The following is a 16821-nucleotide window of genomic DNA, read 5'->3' as shown; positions in this document are numbered from 1 at the left end:
GAGCACGGTTATGGCTGCCACGCGAACCCTTGGGTGTGGGTTGTCGAGCTTACGAGAGTCATTTGATGACGTGCTTTGCCCAATCGAGCCAGCCGAGGTTGATGGCTGCATTGACCAAAATTCCGACAGCGCTAGCGATTGCCGCAATCATTGTCCAGAAGGCCGAATTGCGAGCGGCGGCTGCAGATTCTTTCGATGCATCAGCCGCCTGCTTTGATGACGCAGCGGCAACTCGTGCTATGTTCGACGAAGACTGCATTTCGGCCAACGATTTCAGCGCGAAAGTTCGATCTGACTCATGCTTTGCCGCGCGCGCCTCGCGATCTTTCTCGAACAGGTATTGCCGACAAAACGGGGTGAGCGGATGGTTAGGGTTTTCTTCAGCGAAATGCAGTGCGTATGGCTCGCCACCATTCTCTTCGATCTCTCTGTACGCCGAGTTTTTGTCCATCTGACAGCCCCGAAACTTAGTGTTGGCCGGCATTCAGCAGCATCCAGACCCGCCGGTTCGGTGCGCCATGAACGGTAACAACCGCTCGCTCTGTGGGGCTATCGGGGTCGCCCCAGCACTGAGGCAAGTACCGCCTTCCTCCAGGCATGGTCGGGAGGCTTGCGCTCAGGAACTTGCGGGACAGGACCGCTCGACTCGCATTCCCACCAAAGGCCGGCCGGCAATCCATCGGACGTGTTCTGCTTCATCCAGCAACCGCAAGAGGTGCATCGGTAAAGGACGTAGCGTGTTATCGGCGATTTTGGCGTACCAAAAACACCCGCTCCGGAGCACTGGAGTTTTTCGTGCGGGGGGACTGCTGAAGCTCTTCCGATCAACGTCTCGCAAGCAAGGCACCGTTCCATTTCGCCCTCCCTCTCGGATACAACCGACCGGTGCAATAAGCATAGGTCATCCAGATAGGGGCAAAGCAGACCTGATCGCAAAATATCGGTGATCGATTAAGCGGAAGCAGCAGTACAACGAATTCTGGAAACCGCGGCAGCGCTGGCGTCGCAGTACCCATATTGCGTAGTAAGGAGAGCCGCTTCCAGATAGACCAAGGGTCCTAGCACGGTCGCCCGCGACCACATTAGGCCCGCTCGGGTCTTCGATCACATGAGGCATTAAGCTGGGCGCCCCTCACGCTTCAGGACGCTCTGCGCGCTCTGGAGCGTACGTCGTCTGGCCTTCAGAAGAGATCGATGGGTTCGCAGCGAGCATGCCGTCGATGAACATATGCGCTCGGTCTTCGGCGTACCGGAATGCCTCATTTTCAGTTAGGAATTCCAGCTGCTCTGGAAAACTTGCAAGCGTCTGTTCAGATTGACCAACCGAACAGATGGTCCAAGACACCTTGTACCGGCGCCCTGGTGCGTGCAAACACAGCGACTTGCCCGTCGTGGCCTGAAGGTCGATGTTGAAGCCACGGTAAGGAGCACAGGATTGGTAGGGCATGATCGTTCCCCTGACGAGAGACGCGCGGTATGCGACAAGCATTGCGCAACCACCGTGCCGCACCGCGGCGCGCCTAGGGAAAATCCCGGTCGGGCGCCACAGACTTACCCTGCCGCGCCTGCCGTTGTCGGCCATCGCAAGGAAAACTTTAGCTTAGGGCGCGATAGCCATTGAAAATTCGATGCGGGCAATCCGCGGCCGTGGCGCCCTCGCCGTCAGTTCGACCAGGGCAGGTAAACCGGATAAGCATCTGGAGCTCGAGCGCTCCGCGAACAGGCAGGTAGCGGAGCGATTCGGGGTCGCGAGATGCCGCTGTGTGGCGGCGCGTGGCTTCGAGTTTACCTCTCGACGGCGAACGCTTCGCCCCGCTGCAGGCGGTCAGCGGAAAGCATTAAGACTTTCCTTCAACGAAGGAACTACACAGGATCACTGTCATGTTTTTTAAGAATCTGCAGGTGCATCGGCTCCGTGCGCTGGCTCGCGCCTCACGCGTTCCAGCCCACCACCACTATTGAAAAGGACCGCAGCGGCTGGGTATCGCCTCGCGACAATGGTGCGCTCGAATATTCGTTGAACCGCAAGATGCTGCTCACTTATCGCGCGGAGATGAAGCTGCTGCCGCCCTCCGTCATCACGTAGTTCACGAAGCTGCGCGCGCAGGAGGTCGAAGAGCAACAGGGATTCAAGCCTGGCCGCAAACAGATGCGGCAGATCAAGGAGCAGGTGATAGACGAACTGTTGCCACGCGCGTTCAGTATCAGCCGGGACACGCGCGTCTGCATCGATCCTGCTATGGATCGCGATCGGCTCTGGGATGGCGATTTTCCAAAGCCGCGTAGCGGAGCGCACGCACATTTGGACGAGTCGTTGCGTCATACAACGATTTGATAGCGATCTGGATGATCAACGGGCCGGCCAGTGTCCCGGCGTACAGATCGACAGGGATCCCGTCCACCCTGGTCACACTGAGGCCTCGCCGCCCCACTCTTCGATCATGCGGCGCTTACTCTGTCCACTACCGTTCTATGCCAGCGGCGGCGCATCGACAAACCGGCTCTCGACGAGCAGGTCCAACGCTGCTGCGTGGAGGGCGCGCAACGCGCCGAATTCACGTGCAGCCGAACGCACGTGCCGGAAGTAGGCGCGAGAACCTGGCGACCGGCAAAGCGCGACCTCATCACCGCAGCCCGCGCATGGAAGAATGCCGGACCGACGTAGCGCAGATCGTTCGTTGCGACCATCTGACCGGCAGCGTTTCTGGCGAAAGCCATGTGCAAGCTCAAAGCCATTAGATGTCCTCTCTACAAAGCGCGCCGCTCTCTCGCATTCGTGCCGCCCCCGGCCATCCTGTGCTACCACGGGCACATCCTGATGGAGAACCGCTCGGGGCTGGTGGTCGGCGCCGTGGTCAGTCACGCGGATGGTTTCGCCGAGCGGGCCAGTGCGTTGCGATTGCTCGATTGCGTGCCAGGTGGTCATGCGAAGACAGTCGGTGCCGACAAGGCGTATGACACCCGCGACTTCGTGAACGATTGCCGCGCTCGAAACGTGATACCGCATGTCGCGCGCAACGATGAGCGTTGGGGCGGCAGCGCAATCGACGGTCGCACTTCGCGGCATGCGGGCTACCGGATCAGCCAGATCATCCGCAAACGAATCGAAAAGCACTTCAAACTGACGATGGTTGCGAGCAATCTGACCCGCATGGCCGAATGCCAGGGGTGGTGCCGCAAGGAGCGGCGCGGTGAGCCGCCATGGCGCGAAGGCTGCACGCCACAAGGCCTGCATGCGTGCGCATGCCCCGCGAAGATCGCGCGGCAAACCGGCAATTCAGCGCGAAATCGCACGCGCAAGCCTCCTGAACATAGCTTCGGTCGTCATGACGGGGCGCTTTTCAACAGCCTGCTAGACGCGGACGGCGGCCTCCTGCCCCCGCACCGCCTCCACCAGCCCCCCGGCCATCGCGGTCCCGCCAAAGGCGATTACCAATGCGGAAAACAGTACCGACTTCATCGATGCTTTCATATCAGCCTCCCCGAATACCGTTGAGCGTCACAGCGTGATTGGCGTGAAAGAACAGCCGCGCACGCACCGGTCCGCCTGGATAGCCGGCACCGGCGTGTGAGCGACAGACGGGGAATACTGAACCCGCAACGAATATGCCCGTTGCGCTCCGCACGGGAATGTGTCGGCCGACGGCCAGTTGGAGATGACGATTTCCTTGAACCGGCGATCTGTACCGAAGGCGACGCTTGAGATGGATGTGCTTGCGAGTGGAGCACATGGCGCACTCCGGAAGCTGCGCATGGGATCTTCCCTGCCCGGTATCAGGTATTCCCAACAACAGGAGGAGGTGGCGGGTGACCGCGCCCGGAGTACTGACGCATCCGGAAGGCTGACGCTTTGGTTCACTGTGCAGTTCATCGGTATCGTCGGACGCACCCGCTCGGCGAAACGACCAGACAGGAACGGTCAGATCGAGGCACGTTGACGCGGCTGTCGAGATCGGAAGGCGGCCGCGCGAGGCACGTGGCGAAGAAGCTTTGGTGAAACGGGTTGCTGCGAAGGTGCACAAAAGACCGATATGCCGTCGGCACTCTCTCTCGCCGCGCCCGCTCATGCCTTGTCATCACCTATGTCACGTTCACCCTGATTCCCGCGCGTCCTGAAGATTGCGAAACTGAATCACCTGAACTGCACTGTAGGTCAGTCCGGGCAATTTCGGATAAGGTATGGAGGAACGAATGGACACTGACGACGTATTGTCCTTTGTGCGTCTTGCACTGTTGTATCCAGCGCTCGTTTTCGTTGGACTGTGGTTCATGCTTCGTGGCGACCGGATTGTCAGCTCGGCCCGCCGTTTTCCTAAGGACGCCGCCTCCCGACGGCATACGAAAAGAGAGAAAACTTCATATAGTTGATACATCGCCGCCACGCAATTGTGCGCGGGGCTTCTGTGCGGTCGAGCACGACGAAACCGCACGCCCGGATGCCGCAAATGACCCGCACACCACAGGCGAGTCCGATACTGTCGCGTCACATCCGCAACGACGTATGCTCAGCTACCGCTCGCCCATCTTGCGGGAGCTTCCAGCCGCAGCGCGTGAAGGGTGGCCCGACAGCCTTGCTGGCATGCGATAGCACGGCGGGTACCGATGAACTTTCGTCTCGGCGTCGGACCGCGATATTCAATCCCCGGCCTCACGACCATCGGTGGCGGACGCTAGAAGGCGCTGAACGGAAGCCAGAAGAACATCCATCGGTACTGGCTTGACTAAGAATTCATTCCACATTGCCGTTGCTCAAGGGGCGGACATATCCGCACTCGTGAGAATGACTGGTATCCGTGCGAGTTCTCTTTCCCGCCTGAGCTGACGACAGAATTCGACGCCATCCATAATCGGCATTGACCGGTCTGTGATGATGAGCGCGGGCATTTCAACGCGTGCAGCGGCAAGTCCCTCGCTGCCATTGCTAGCGGTTATCACCCGATATCCGGCCAGATGAAGCAGCCGTTTCAAGGATTTCGCGATGGCCGGGTCGTCGTCGAGGACCAGAATGGTTTTCATTTGGTCCCTAACCCTTTGTCGCCGGCCATCGGCACGCGCATGCCGCGGGCTTTGACCGGTTCATGATAGCCGACCGACGCCGGCCGGCTGCTGCAAAGATACACGCGCAGTAAGCATGCGTTGCCTGCGGTCCGTGGGCGAACGACGGCACCACGTTGCTCAGGGCCCGCGGTGATCTGATGGTCCGGTGCGGCGAGGGAAGCGAGCAGGAAGGGGTCGTCATCCTCCAGTCCTGTGAAAAAGCTGATAATGCGGCAAGTAACGGTCGAAGCTATAATCGATGCCCGCGTGATGTGAACCGTCCGTCGACGTCAGACTGACCGGGCTGCCGGTCGCGAGACGACTTCGCCATCAACGTCTCCCCGCCCGATCCGCTTTGACATCCAAGTTTCCGCATACGGGCCAGACGGACGGTGACGACGCTGCGCGTCGCTTGAAACAGTTCCACAGTGACGCTGATCGGACGGTTTGACTATGCCGGACTGACGGCAGAACTCCGCTGAACCATCGGCCTGCTTTCCTGAACCGGATTCGGCAATGCGCCGGTAGAGGATGAACCTCTGCTGACTGTCTCCGGGGCGCGAGCCGGTCCAGAACGGCTGCCAAAAAAGTGAAGAAGGCTTGTGCGCGGAGGGCGTCTGCACAATCAGAACGTTGCAGTTCTCAGCCCCTCGGGTCCCGAGCGGAACTGCCTGACGGTGCGCATACCACGCAAACATGGGGGCTTCAGATTCACCGAAGCCGTCAGAGGCGACGCATCCTTTCGCAGCCAGGTTGGGTGCAAGTGCGATTGCCGCCTGGTCGAATACCTCCCGATAGCTTTTCGCGGCATCGATCCACGGCAACATGAGTGTTGACATAAGACCCCACCCGAGCGTCATCGCGGCGGCCCAACTCCACGCACCGGACCAGCGACCGCCACGTGAGATGACAGGCTGTGCCAAAAGCCAGCCCAATGTCAGCGCAACAGCCGCGGCGAGCGCCACCGGCTGCTTCGCTGGCAACTGATAGGACAGCGGCAGCCAGCGAGCAAACGGCGACAGCCAGTGGTGTTCGGTGACAGGCGCGCGCATGATCCACCATCCTGTCCATCCCAAACACAGACTCAGAATGGCCACGGTCGACGAGACGGCGACCCACGCCCGCTGCACAAGGGGCGAAAGGCGGCAAAGAAAACTGGCCGCCAGCGGCGCCAGCGCCGGCAACAAAGGCAAAAGATAGAGTTCACGCATTGTCGCAGAAAGGCCCAGTGTCACGAGACCAACCGTGACAACCAGCGCTGCCACGACCAGCCGGGGGTCACGCCAGACGGTCGCCCGACACATCGTCATCAGAGCTAGCGGTCCAATTGGGAACGCGAAAAAAAGCAGCCCTTTCACCGCAGTAAGCAGTGTATTGTCGGACCCGAGTTCCGGCACTGAAAAACCGACGAAACGTCCGACATTGTTCTCCCAAAACCAGACGATGAAGAGCGAGTTTGACCGCTGCGCAAGCAGCCATGGCCAGATCGTCATTAGCGGCAGTCCGACAGCCACCGCAGCTCCCAGCAGCAGGACGTAGCGGCGCGAACGGGAAGAAGGCACGAAAACGGGTACGAGAAGCGTGGCGACGCCGAACACGCCGGGCATCAGCAGTCCCTTCGTCATGAAGGTCGCTGAAATGCTGATGCCAAACAGGAGGGAGTCAAGCCATCGAGGGTTACCGCTCCGCGCGGTATCACCAACAATACGGATCAAGGCATAAAGCGCGCTCGCGCTTGCAGCCATCAACCCGATATCAGTGAACAGATCGTGTGAATGCTTCACCAGCCCTATCGTCCCTGCCAGTAACAGAACCGTACCCGCGACATCCCGGGTAAGCCAGCCGGGATTACCGGCAATCAGACGTGCCGCTGCGGCGACGGCAGCGAAGGCGATCAGCATGGCCAGAAGCGTTGCGAGCCTGGCGCCGTCTGGCGCCGGCAACCAACCGGAACTGGCCCGCATGAATACGCTAGCGAGCCAGTAGAAGAGCGGCGGCTTCTCCATGAAAGGTACGCCCGCGTTCGTCGGGACAACCCAGTCACCGGTCGACGCAATATGCTGAATGATGCCGAACGTATAGGTTTCGTCCTGCTTCCAAGGTTCGCGTCCGACTATACCGGGAACCAGATAAAGGAACAGCCAGGCAAGCCCGAGACCCGCCCGTCTGAATGCCTGCGCGCGCCTCCTGGACAGATACCGCGAATCAGTTTCGTGGGGGCAAGTGGGCATCCGGCGTTTCCATCGCAGTCTTCGTTAGGTTCACGGTCCGCACTTTACGCGGGATCACCGGACTCCAGCCGGTTAGCATGCCAGACTTCACCTTATTAAAACTTAAGGCGCTGCAACCCCGCGCTCCTGGCAATTGTCGGCGAGCCGGCAACCTCGCTGGCGACTTCTCGAATGTGAAGGTCTGCTCCCCGGTGATCAAAGAGATCAGTCACACTAACTTCAGGCCCTTGTATCGAAGCCGCGTTCACTTCCAGCCTGGAGCAAGGCCCCTATCCGGAAAAAGCTCCGGAACAGGTCATGTGTCGATCGCACCCTGGCGTGCAGTTCTCTCCTTCACCGTCACGAGTCAGCGATCGACGCTGTGCTCAACGTGCCCGATGCGTGCGCCGTCTGCCCCGGGTTCAGCGCACAGCGGATGACGTCCTCGCTGCCGTGCGCGGCCGTGACGCATTTAGTGGAGAAACGGTGTGGCACAACCGGCTGGCTGCCCGAATCCAAGGCTATTGTGGGTCTCAGGTTCGCGTGCGGATGGGACTTTCTGGCGTTGCTAATTGTGATGGCACTCGGTCTTGGGCTAACAGCGCTTCGAAATGAGCAAGGTGACGATGACAGGCACGACCGTCGTGACGAATAAGATGCCTGTTTGCGGGACGGATTGATCTGGCGTTCGCGCATGGCGGCCAGGCTTCCCAGGATGTCGACTGCATCGAGTGAACAAGCTGTGAGGCGGCTCGTCCGGCGCCTGACATTTCCTGCTGGCGTCGAAGAACCTCAGCGTTTCTTTGCCGACTTCTGGCTTGCGGTGAGCCGGGTGGAGCAGCACGAAGGTTGCGCCGACGACGAGCCATGCCTGCTTGCCTGGCTCATTTGTCAGGATCTGATAGAACGATTTTGACCAGTCAACGCTGGCTACGGCCGCCTTGAACGTCTCCATCGTTGCCCTTCCCGCCCGTGCCTGTCGGCCAACTGACGGTCGTGCCATCTCCCACCTTGCTTTTCCATTCCGGATTGACCTGCGAGAGGTAGTGCGTCCAGATAAAGCTGCCACAGCGGCAGGGCTTCGAGCTTCGGACCGTGGAGGCAGGACGCATCTGCATCGGCACTCCTGTGCGCTGTCTGAACGCGTCCAGCAGGTCGTAATAGAGCGGATGGTGCGAACGGTTGACGGTCTGCACACCTGCGCCGTGCCGTGCACATGCCGCACCGCCGGAATGCGCGCGCCCTTGTCAGCGCGCACGTCGAAGACGAATAGCACGAAAGCCGCGAAGGGCGCGTGCGGCCAACCCGGCGCGCCGCTGGCGCAATTCGATGTCTCCGTGGTCGTGCCGACCTATCGGCGTTCCGCGCTGCTCGCCGCGTGTCTCGCCGCGCTGTGCGACCAAGGATTTTACCGCCACGTCGCTACGAGATCCTGGTCTGCGATGACGGCCCCGACGCGACGACGCGAGCCTGCGTCAAGCGCTTGGCCTTGCCTCCCTTACGCCAATTTCGAACTGATGCGCCACGACGTCATCCTTCCACTTTAGGGGAAGCGGACGAGATCTACATCCTTGCCTGCCCCGCTTCTCCCATCCATTACCAGGACGATCCCGTGCAGACCACCAAGACCAGCGTGCACGGTGCGATCAATACGCTCCGACTGGCCAAACGCGCAAAGGCAAAAGATCTGGTGTTTTTGGTGGCCTGATCGATAAAATCCCATTCGGCGCGCCTTGTTCGATCAGCTTGCGCTTTTGCTGCGATATCGCGTAGCCCACACTGCGTGCAATCTAATCGGGCACGGACGAACGGTGACCCGACGTGTTCTGCGCCACGTGCGGCGTGACCTTCATCTGCTGGCAAGCTTCGATGAATTCCTCTGCGTCGTAACCCTTGTCCGCGCCCAGCGTGATTTGCGCAGCCGCATCGTTCGCCGCCTACCGCGCATCGTTGATCATGACCTTGGCCGCTTCACGTTCGGCATGTCCATCAGCACAGCTCACCCGGGCATTGACCACCAGCCCATGGCGGTTGTCGGTCAGCGTGTGGCCCATGTAACGCAATTCGCTGGCCGTCTTGCCCTTGCGGTGAAGCCGTGCATCGGGATCGGTCTTCGACTCGTGCGTTTCGTTGCTCCGCTTGCCGCCCTTGAAGTCGCCCTCGCCGCTGCCACCGTCGTTATCCCTGTCGTCACCGTCCTTGCGCGCAAAGCTCTTGTGCCCCGCCCACGCCTGGATCTGCGTGCCGTCCACGCTGAAGTGCTCGCCCGACAACCAGTTCTTCTTCTGCGCGACGCTATTATTCCGATGGTCAGTACCAAAGGCCAACCCGCTGCCGGCGCGAGGCCCGGGGCTGCCAATGCAGGCGAGTGCGATGGCGATCTTGCACGGCACTCGCGCCCAGCGAAAACGCCGATGAATCGGCTGCGGCAGCGTTCGCGCCACTTTTATAGCAGGATAACAATGTTTGCCACCGGGTTCCTCCGGTGCGCTTCACCGAAGGCACCGTTCGCTGGGGAGCTTGACGAACTTGTCGCCGACGTACGATGTACTGCCGTGGGAAATTGGAATTCGACCGCTTTTTCGATGTGCTTTCCTTGGGTCGTTTGCCTCCGTTTGACAGAGTCAGGTTATCTACCGCTGTCAGCGTCGCGGTCATAACACTCGAACCGCTGACCAGCGGTGGATAACCTGCTGTTTGCTGAGGGTATAAAACCCAGTCTGGAATCCTTTACATCAGGCGAGTCACTAAAAACGTTCGAGGCCGGAGTGTCTGATATCCGGGCAGTTGCCCCGGGCCAACTTCTATCCGTGCCGGCGCGAGGCCGGGCACCACATACTGCATGCGCAAAGCGCTGGAACCACTCCGTTACCGACGTACCCCATCTAGAACTACGGTCACCCGTCGGGGCAACCCGCTTACTGTCCGGGCACGCGAACGTTTTCAATCGAGCCTGACTGTCGTTGCTCAGGCTACAGCGCCGGTGTTGCCGCCGGTTCGAGTCTTGCTCCTGCCGGAATCTCGCCATGCAGCATTGGTTGTCGGGGTGGAGCTCCGCCAGAATGCGCTCGTATGTTGGCGAGCGCTATAACTCACGCTCGCCAACATAGGCCAGCATATCGCCCCTTCGCAGCGTCAAGGGTGCGCTGCGCCAGGCTTCGCCTGCCCTTGACCCGGCTACGTGGCGTCCGCGGAGACCGAGAAGGACTGGGCCGATAATTCGTGACGCAGTACGTGAAAGGCCTTGACAACTTCCTCCTCATAGAAGGGTTCTCCTGGGCGGCTCATATCGTGGGCCGCCCGATACGTCTCGGGCAACAAGGCCGTTTGCAAAGACGCAGTCTGTTCCTGGTATTGCTTCGACACGACAGCGGCAGCCTACTTGAGGAAAAATGCTATGACCACACCAACAGGGCCAGCCTGCAAGTGCGCGCCAATATCTGCGAGGGTCGAAAAAAATCGAACCCCGACCTTGACTTTCAGGGGAAGTCCTTGCAAACAGTATCGTAACGAAAGGCGCCACGCGAGATCTCGCGTGCAGATACCGAACTCCATTCGGTCGACCTGTGCCTTGCTCCCACTGATTTACCTCGAGCAACGGCGCGTAATGTCACCGACACCTTCTCCCTCAAGGGCGTGGTTACGATAAATTGTTCGCGGCGCAATAGCGGAGAGGACACGTGCTTGCGCAGAAAACGGATGGATCTTGGGTGGCCTCCGGGAAACGATGCCAGGCGGCAAAGCGCGCGGCGAGCTGTTTGCGATAGTGGGGCGCGTAGCAGACGTCGCTTGAGCGCGAAGTCCTGCCGGTGTTGAAGTTCGGAAATTCCGCTGATGATGTCCGTTGGAGCGCTAATCGTGCCCGTCAATTCTGCTTGCGCGGCTTTTCTGCCGCAACGCGACTCACTGCCCGACACAACTGACGAAGCAGAGGACGACACCGCGCTGATCAACATCCACACAAGGGGATGTTGAAGGCGCCGGATATGACACACAAAGTGCCGTACGGTATCGCGTTTTTGATCTGCGTACTGGGATTGGCACCTGCACTGCTGGTCGACCTTCAATGACGAACTGCAGGACGCGTTGCGCGGTCACTTCAGACAGCTCTTCGGAGCAAGACCTCGAAGGGGCCAATGACCAGTTCGGGGCGGTCGACAGACGGCCCGGTCTGAGCGGCGGCCGCAATCCGCCACACTTCTTCGAGCAGTGAGCGATCCGTTCCCCGCCATTCGGTCAGGGCGGATTCGAACCGCTCGCAGCCACCCGCATCGCCGACAAAGTAACCCATGGACCAGTTGGAAAAATGGCGCGTTTCCATTGACCCGAGTGCCAGAATCTTCATGTCGTAGTGGCGGCAATCCGATTCTATCCGGCGCAGACAGGCAATGACTCCGGGTTGCGGGCCTTCCAGATACTGAAGGAAATTCTGGCCGGCCCTGACGAGAAAACCGCTCAGTGCGTCCGCCTCATTGCGCTGCCGCGCCTCCGAAACGAGTGACGCTATCTGTGCCGACCCGACCGATCGGGACGCTTTACTGATATAGGCGGCGCCAAAAACCTTACCGTCCCGGGATCGGTTCATCCACTCAGGCCGCCTCATTGCAACAGGACTCATGGTGAGCTGCGATAGAACACGGTGACATGCGCCGCTGCGATCGTCCGGCTGACGCCGCCCGAAAACAACTTATGAGGTTTCCCCGACACCGCCGCGAGGACCAGCGCCGGCGCGAAAAACGGCCGGCTGCGTGCGTTGGATCCGATTGTCGGTCAGTTTTGTAATCCGTGCACTCAGGGGTTTTCCGGTGGGGTGAATGTGTTTCCCGGCGCCTGTGAACGTCGTGACGCCGCGGCATTTCCGCCAACGCCGCCCAATCACCGGATGGTCCGGGCCGGCGCAACAATGAACGGGCCTGTCCATCCGGTGGGCCATTGCAACCACCCTTCGATCATTCCAGCGCCGGTGGCAGGGGTCCATAACCCGCGGAATCATTCTGGCGGCGTTGACCAGCAGGGAGCCGATGCCTGGCGAGATCAGCTACGTCAACTTGTGGAACGGTTGGGGCAACATGTTCGAGGCCGCCCCGTGGACGTCTTAGTCCAGTGAATATCCGCCAGTCGCTTGATGGCGTGAAAAGCCTCTGCAAAAATACGACAAAAGAGGCGGGAGAGCAAAGGCGATGATCCATGACCAGGAGCAGCATGAGCTTCTTCATATCCGGGCCATGGTGCTTGAACTGGAGCGGCTGGTTCAGAACGGGGATGACTTAAACCCGAAGACCTCCGTCGTGCACGCTCAGTACTGGCGAAACCGGATCAATGCGTTGCTGGCTACGCCGATGCTCGCGCGGGCGACCGCGGATCAGGCGTCGGCCCTATTGCAAACGCTGAATTGCATTGCCGCCGGGCAGCAGAAGGGTAAGTGATTTATCGTTAAAGCTGGAGTGCCGAAGCGCATTCCGGGCGTCGGTGACGGGCGCAGACGGATTCGTCATGGCCGACTGTGCCGTATCGGCGAATGGCTGCTCCGCCGGATGAACCATCGTCATCGCAGTGAGGTCAGGTGATGCGGCGCCGACCTGGGCCGCGCCCCTTGGGCCACGGCCCGTTCGTGACGCCGCGCGCTCCCGGCAACGGAGCAGTAACTGCCCGACCCCGCACGTGTGCTGTGCGCCACGCGGTGACACGCGCGACGAAGGTGTCAGCCGGCCCATAACTGATGCGCAATCCTGAGCTGAAGTCACTGCAATGACACATCGACACGAAGACCCGGCCGATGGCGCTTGCGCCAGCATCACGATCCGGACCGCCGCCGGCCAGTTGCGCATCATTCAGGTCTGGCAGGCCCTGGGAGCGCACGCGACGCAAGCGAGACGAACCCGGGTTCACTGCAGCGACAAGCACGATTTCGATGAAATGACGGTCACGTTCGAGTCCATCTCGGCCGCGGATCTGGCCGAAATAACGAGACGGCTGAATGTCCATGCATGGGTTGTCGCAGCTTCACTTCACACGGCAAAACCATCATTCTCATAACGCGGAGAGATTCATCCTGGCGCATCAGCGCTGGAATTACATGGCCGCTGAATCAGCTGGTTGTCAGCGTTCCCGCGTTCGTTCCCAGTCGTGCGTGCAGGGAGAATTCGTCGGCGCCTTCCGCTGCCGCGAACGGCTGACCGGTCAATGTCTCCGTGGCTGTCCGTCGATGTGTCGCACTTCGTCCTGAATCCTGTGAGGCCATGGACGGCTTTCGCCCGGCGGACCCTTTCAGGGACCGTCTGCTTTTGCAACGCGTTGCGCGCAGCAAGCCGCTCCAACTCTCAGATGCCGCCGTCCCATCGCATCGCCCGACCACATCTCATCAACTGGGTTCGTTGGGCGCCGCCGGTCTCGCATAGCCGCGTGTGATGCGCTCGCTGCCGTTTGTGATCGACGGGAAATCCGGGGCGTCCATGCAGGTCAAGGAACCCCCGTCTGGCGGACGAAACGCATGCAAAAGCTGTCCAGAAATGCGATGCGGTTGACTAGTCCGCAAAATGCTAACTTTTGGCGTTCGCGGAATGGAAGCGGCGTAACAAGATCTAATTCAGTGATGGAATGCATGCTCAACTTGCGCGACCCCAGGGGATACTGCATGGCTCAGGCAGAACGCTACGACTGGCGAGCATCGTTCGACACATGCATCGGCGGCAGCCCGGCTCGCTCTGCGAATGCGAACGACCTGCTGCGGATTAACGTAATGCCATGTGCGCTCGTGTATATCGATACGCAAGGCAAGGGAAGCCCTAACTGTACCCGTGTTGACCCCTTCTGCTACGTCGAACAGGCGATAACGTTAAACCGGAGCCTGCTCGCTGCCGGGATGCCCGCGCTCACGATCGTCACGAATGTACGCCGCGAGATAGAGCGCTATCTCGCCAGCGTCGATGCGTCGGTGCGCCCGGAATTGCGCGACCTGGCGCCATCGTTGACACTGCCGAAAACGACCCGCTTCTATGCGGCCCACTTCAAGCTCGATCTTCTGGAACAGATCGGCAAATCCGTAGGCGCCGGGACGCTGGTCCTGCTTCTCGACACGGATATGGTCGCGTTGCGACAGCTTGATCAGGACGTATTGCGGCGCTGCTACCGCAGCGGTGTGGGGGCCTTCGACATCTCCGACCAGGAGTTCTTCGCGTATGGAGCGGCGCGCGTCGTTGGCGATCTCGAGGTCGTGGCGGGAAAGCGCCTGAACGACCCGCGGTGGTTTGGGGGCGAGTGCCTTCTTGTTTCAGCAGGCTTCATCCAGGTGCTGATGCCTTATGCGCGCGAGTGCTTTGAACGTTATACCATCGCAATGCAAAGGCTCAATCACAACGGCGACGAAGCATTTATTTCCGCCGCGCTTAACCTTCTCGCCGACAACGGACATCAGATCATCGACGTTGGGGCATATCAGCTGGTCGGTCGCCACTGGTCCGGAAATACTCACAGGGACCTTCGGTGGTTCAGACACTGTTCTCTGCTGCACCTGCCGGATCGAAAAAGAATGCTCGAGCGGCAGGCCCGGATGACTGATTTCAAACTGGACCGTATCTGGAGGCAGATAGTCAGCGCCCATCTTCTTGCCTGCATTGCGACGCCGGCGAAACGCCTGTTGCGACGACAGAGGAATGCGTCGCGCCAGCGCGCCAGCGTGTCCCGCTCGCTCGGCCGGGCAGAAACCCAGGTCGACGTGCTGATTGTCGACAGCGAGCCGAAGACGCTCTCGCGGCTCGCGTCCATGCTGACGTCGCGCGGCATGACAGTAATGTGCACGGTCGATCCGGCAGAAGCGCCCGGCGCCGCGAAGTCTACCCCCCCGCGGGTCGTGGTGATGGCGAACATGCCGAGGGATCGCGACGCGGTCCCTGAGATCGAATCGTTAAGCACCTCGAGCGAACGTTCCGGGCGGCCGTTTGTTATTGCTCTGTACTGCGGGGGCGATCATGCCGATCCGGCGCAATGGGACGAGTGGTTCCCCGGCTCCGCGGAAATGAGTGAACTGGTTGAAACCGTGATCCGGCGCGCGCGCTCCTGCAATTGACTGGCGCCGGAGCACGAAAAGCAACAGTCGCGGTTTTCCCGACGCCCGGGCACCCTGCACTTCGAGTCCGCCCGAAATGCGCCAAGGCCATTGCCGTCCAATGACGATTGACCGCATTCGACGGCTGGCAGTCAGGGGACCCACGATTCGTTTTCGTCCGGGCATTCCGCTTGCGCACGTAAGGTGCGCGCCGTCGGGCCAGTGGCGGGCGGTGCCGTCTAACCAATCCAGGGAAATTGCCATGAAACTCCTCACCACTCAGGACGGACTGCCGCGCCTCTCCTGGGGTTCCATTATCGCCGGTGTCATCCTGTCCTCAATCGTGTATCTGATCATGAGCGTGCTTGGAACCGCGATCGGAGCTTCGCTGCTTTCTCCACTGTCGCAACCAAACCCGTTGCGCGGCTTCGGTTTCGGCTCCGGCGCATGGGTCATTATCACGACGGTGCTTGCCGTTTTTGTCGGCTCGTATTTCGCCGGCCGGTGCGCCCCTGTTCTGGGCTGGCTGCACGGGCTGCTTTCCTGGGCAGTCATGACCTTGCTCGTCGTCTATGGCATGTCCTCACTGCTTGCGGGCGCGGTGAGCACGGCAGGCCGCGTCGCATCGACCGGTGCGCAGGTCAGCGCCACGGCCGCTAACCAGAACGGTGCCGCCGGCGATCTCATGAATTCCGCTAAACAGCAGGTCCAGGCAGCCGTCGCGTCGGCTGCTTCCGCGGCGTCCAGTCCGCAAGCGGAACAGGACGCGCGACAGGCAGCAGACACCACCGCGCGCGCTGTCGCCCGTGCGAGCTGGTTCTCATTCGCCGCGCTGGTGGTCGGCGCGATTATCGCCGCCGTCTCCGGAAGCGCAGGGTTCCGTCACCAGCCGCCGTTTGAAGACGCGGGTGCCGCCGGTGTGGGCAAGGATGCCGTGTCTGCTCGCAGCCGCGTTGTGCGACCGGCCCCCCCCCCCCTCTAGCCGAAGCTTCAGGCGGCCTCGGGCTGGGGAAACCATGAGCCGGGGCCATGCTCCGGCTTTTCCAACTGGAGAATCACCATGCAACGGAATCCTGTGTCGACGCCGTCTGCTTCACACGTTGCGCCTGACGGTCGACCGGAAAGTGAATTACGGGTGGCGGCGGTCACTGAGGAGATTGAGGTAGGCGTGAAATCGACCGAAACCGGAGCGGTGCGGGTTCGCACAGTCGTGCACGAAGATCTGCGCCCCGTGTCGGTTTCGCTGCGAAGCGAGAAAGTGACCGTCGAACGGATACCTGTGGGTCGGGCCGTTGACCGCAGGGATCTACCCCGGCAGGAAGGCGACACGCTCATCATCCCGGTGTACGGGTACGTGCCGGTTGTCACGATGCAGCTGACGCTGAAGGAAGAGGTTCGCGTGACGACCACCGGGAGCGTCGAGCAGTCATTACAGAACATCCGCCTGCACAACGAGGAGGTAGTGATCGAGCGTCGCAAAGGCCCTGACGGGGAATGGCAGCGCGAGGACCCCCCTCAGGCGTGAGCCGG

Annotated in this window: 10 protein-coding genes and 5 pseudogenes; 7 read left to right on the top strand and 8 right to left on the bottom strand. The window is 60.6% G+C overall.

The features are described from left to right. Positions 1 to 58: 58 nt before the first annotated feature. On the bottom strand, positions 59 to 451 hold the full coding sequence (locus tag RI103_RS37335) for a hypothetical protein (protein ID WP_409077092.1): 393 nt from the start codon (positions 449 to 451) through the stop codon (positions 59 to 61). A gap of 681 nt (positions 452 to 1132) precedes the next feature. Beyond that, positions 1133 to 1447, bottom strand: a complete 315-nt coding sequence (locus RI103_RS37330) for a hypothetical protein (RefSeq protein WP_310819647.1) — start codon at positions 1445 to 1447, stop codon at positions 1133 to 1135. Between the two features lie 434 nt (positions 1448 to 1881). Here RI103_RS37330 and rdgC point away from each other — a divergent pair. After that, positions 1882 to 2239: pseudogene (gene rdgC / locus RI103_RS37325) on the top strand (recombination-associated protein RdgC); the annotation flags it as partial. 546 nt (positions 2240 to 2785) lie between these two features. Continuing rightward, a pseudogene (locus RI103_RS37320) lies at positions 2786 to 3157 on the top strand (transposase); the annotation flags it as partial. Between the two features lie 1592 nt (positions 3158 to 4749). Here RI103_RS37320 and RI103_RS37315 read toward each other — a convergent pair. The 3 genes and pseudogenes from RI103_RS37315 to RI103_RS37305 all read right to left on the bottom strand — a co-directional run. Next, on the bottom strand, positions 4750 to 5016 hold the full coding sequence (locus RI103_RS37315) for a response regulator (RefSeq protein WP_310819646.1): 267 nt from the start codon (positions 5014 to 5016) through the stop codon (positions 4750 to 4752). A 311-nt stretch (positions 5017 to 5327) separates the two neighbouring features. Next, positions 5328 to 7268, bottom strand: coding sequence for a glycosyl transferase (locus RI103_RS37310; RefSeq protein ID WP_310819645.1), 1941 nt, complete (start codon positions 7266 to 7268; stop codon positions 5328 to 5330). A gap of 760 nt (positions 7269 to 8028) precedes the next feature. After that, positions 8029 to 8311, bottom strand: a pseudogene (locus tag RI103_RS37305) (phosphate ABC transporter substrate-binding protein PstS); the annotation flags it as partial. A 441-nt stretch (positions 8312 to 8752) separates the two neighbouring features. Between RI103_RS37305 and RI103_RS37300 the strand changes: the two are divergent. Continuing rightward, a pseudogene (locus RI103_RS37300) lies at positions 8753 to 8931 on the top strand (SDR family NAD-dependent epimerase/dehydratase); the annotation flags it as partial. Between the two features lie 46 nt (positions 8932 to 8977). On the opposite strand, the pseudogene RI103_RS37295 reads toward RI103_RS37300, so the two are convergent. Together RI103_RS37295 and RI103_RS37290 are read right to left on the bottom strand one after the other, a co-directional pair. Further along, positions 8978 to 9544: pseudogene (locus RI103_RS37295) on the bottom strand (transposase); the annotation flags it as partial. Positions 9545 to 11346: 1802 nt separating this feature from the next. Further along, positions 11347 to 11832, bottom strand: coding sequence for a BLUF domain-containing protein (locus RI103_RS37290; protein WP_310819644.1), 486 nt, complete (start codon positions 11830 to 11832; stop codon positions 11347 to 11349). Positions 11833 to 12427: 595 nt separating this feature from the next. On the opposite strand from RI103_RS37290, the gene RI103_RS37285 reads away from it, so the two are divergent. Continuing rightward, positions 12428 to 12673, top strand: coding sequence for a hypothetical protein (locus RI103_RS37285; RefSeq protein ID WP_310819643.1), 246 nt, complete (start codon positions 12428 to 12430; stop codon positions 12671 to 12673). 133 nt (positions 12674 to 12806) lie between these two features. Here the strand turns inward: RI103_RS37285 and RI103_RS37280 are convergent, their stop codons facing one another. After that, the gene (locus RI103_RS37280) at positions 12807 to 13232 is read right to left on the bottom strand and encodes a hypothetical protein (protein WP_310819642.1); all 426 of its coding nucleotides are present in this window, start codon (positions 13230 to 13232) and stop codon (positions 12807 to 12809) included. A 649-nt stretch (positions 13233 to 13881) separates the two neighbouring features. Here RI103_RS37280 and RI103_RS37275 point away from each other — a divergent pair. The 3 genes from RI103_RS37275 to RI103_RS37265 all read left to right on the top strand — a co-directional run bounded on the left by RI103_RS37275 (position 13882) and on the right by RI103_RS37265 (position 16816). Then, entirely contained in the window at positions 13882 to 15312 is a 1431-nt protein-coding gene (locus tag RI103_RS37275) for a response regulator receiver protein (protein WP_310819641.1), read from the top strand. Positions 15313 to 15553: 241 nt separating this feature from the next. After that, positions 15554 to 16273, top strand: coding sequence for a hypothetical protein (locus RI103_RS37270; protein ID WP_310819640.1), 720 nt, complete (start codon positions 15554 to 15556; stop codon positions 16271 to 16273). A 78-nt stretch (positions 16274 to 16351) separates the two neighbouring features. Then, the gene (locus RI103_RS37265; protein ID WP_310819639.1) at positions 16352 to 16816 is read left to right on the top strand and encodes a YsnF/AvaK domain-containing protein; all 465 of its coding nucleotides are present in this window, start codon (positions 16352 to 16354) and stop codon (positions 16814 to 16816) included. Positions 16817 to 16821: the final 5 nt, after the last annotated feature.

The sequence above is a fragment of the Paraburkholderia sp. FT54 genome (assembly GCF_031585635.1).
In the GTDB taxonomy this organism is placed as follows: Bacteria; Pseudomonadota; Gammaproteobacteria; order Burkholderiales; family Burkholderiaceae; genus Paraburkholderia.
The sequence above is the reverse complement of the archived record's forward strand: the minus strand, read 5'-3'. Positions and strand labels throughout refer to the sequence as shown.

What these genes read in the sequence shown, in the direction of transcription:
- RI103_RS37335 (WP_409077092.1), bottom strand. Translation starts at nt 451, where the DNA reads ATGGACAAAAACTCGGCGTACAGAGAGATCGAAGAGAATGGTGGCGAG.
- RI103_RS37330 (WP_310819647.1), bottom strand. Translation starts at nt 1,447, where the DNA reads ATGCCCTACCAATCCTGTGCTCCTTACCGTGGCTTCAACATCGACCTT.
- RI103_RS37315 (WP_310819646.1), bottom strand. Translation starts at nt 5,016, where the DNA reads ATGAAAACCATTCTGGTCCTCGACGACGACCCGGCCATCGCGAAATCC.
- RI103_RS37310 (WP_310819645.1), bottom strand. Translation starts at nt 7,268, where the DNA reads ATGCCCACTTGCCCCCACGAAACTGATTCGCGGTATCTGTCCAGGAGG.
- RI103_RS37290 (WP_310819644.1), bottom strand. Translation starts at nt 11,832, where the DNA reads ATGAACCGATCCCGGGACGGTAAGGTTTTTGGCGCCGCCTATATCAGT.
- RI103_RS37285 (WP_310819643.1), top strand. Translation starts at nt 12,428, where the DNA reads ATGATCCATGACCAGGAGCAGCATGAGCTTCTTCATATCCGGGCCATG.
- RI103_RS37280 (WP_310819642.1), bottom strand. Translation starts at nt 13,232, where the DNA reads ATGGACATTCAGCCGTCTCGTTATTTCGGCCAGATCCGCGGCCGAGAT.
- RI103_RS37275 (WP_310819641.1), top strand. Translation starts at nt 13,882, where the DNA reads ATGGCTCAGGCAGAACGCTACGACTGGCGAGCATCGTTCGACACATGC.
- RI103_RS37270 (WP_310819640.1), top strand. Translation starts at nt 15,554, where the DNA reads ATGAAACTCCTCACCACTCAGGACGGACTGCCGCGCCTCTCCTGGGGT.
- RI103_RS37265 (WP_310819639.1), top strand. Translation starts at nt 16,352, where the DNA reads ATGCAACGGAATCCTGTGTCGACGCCGTCTGCTTCACACGTTGCGCCT.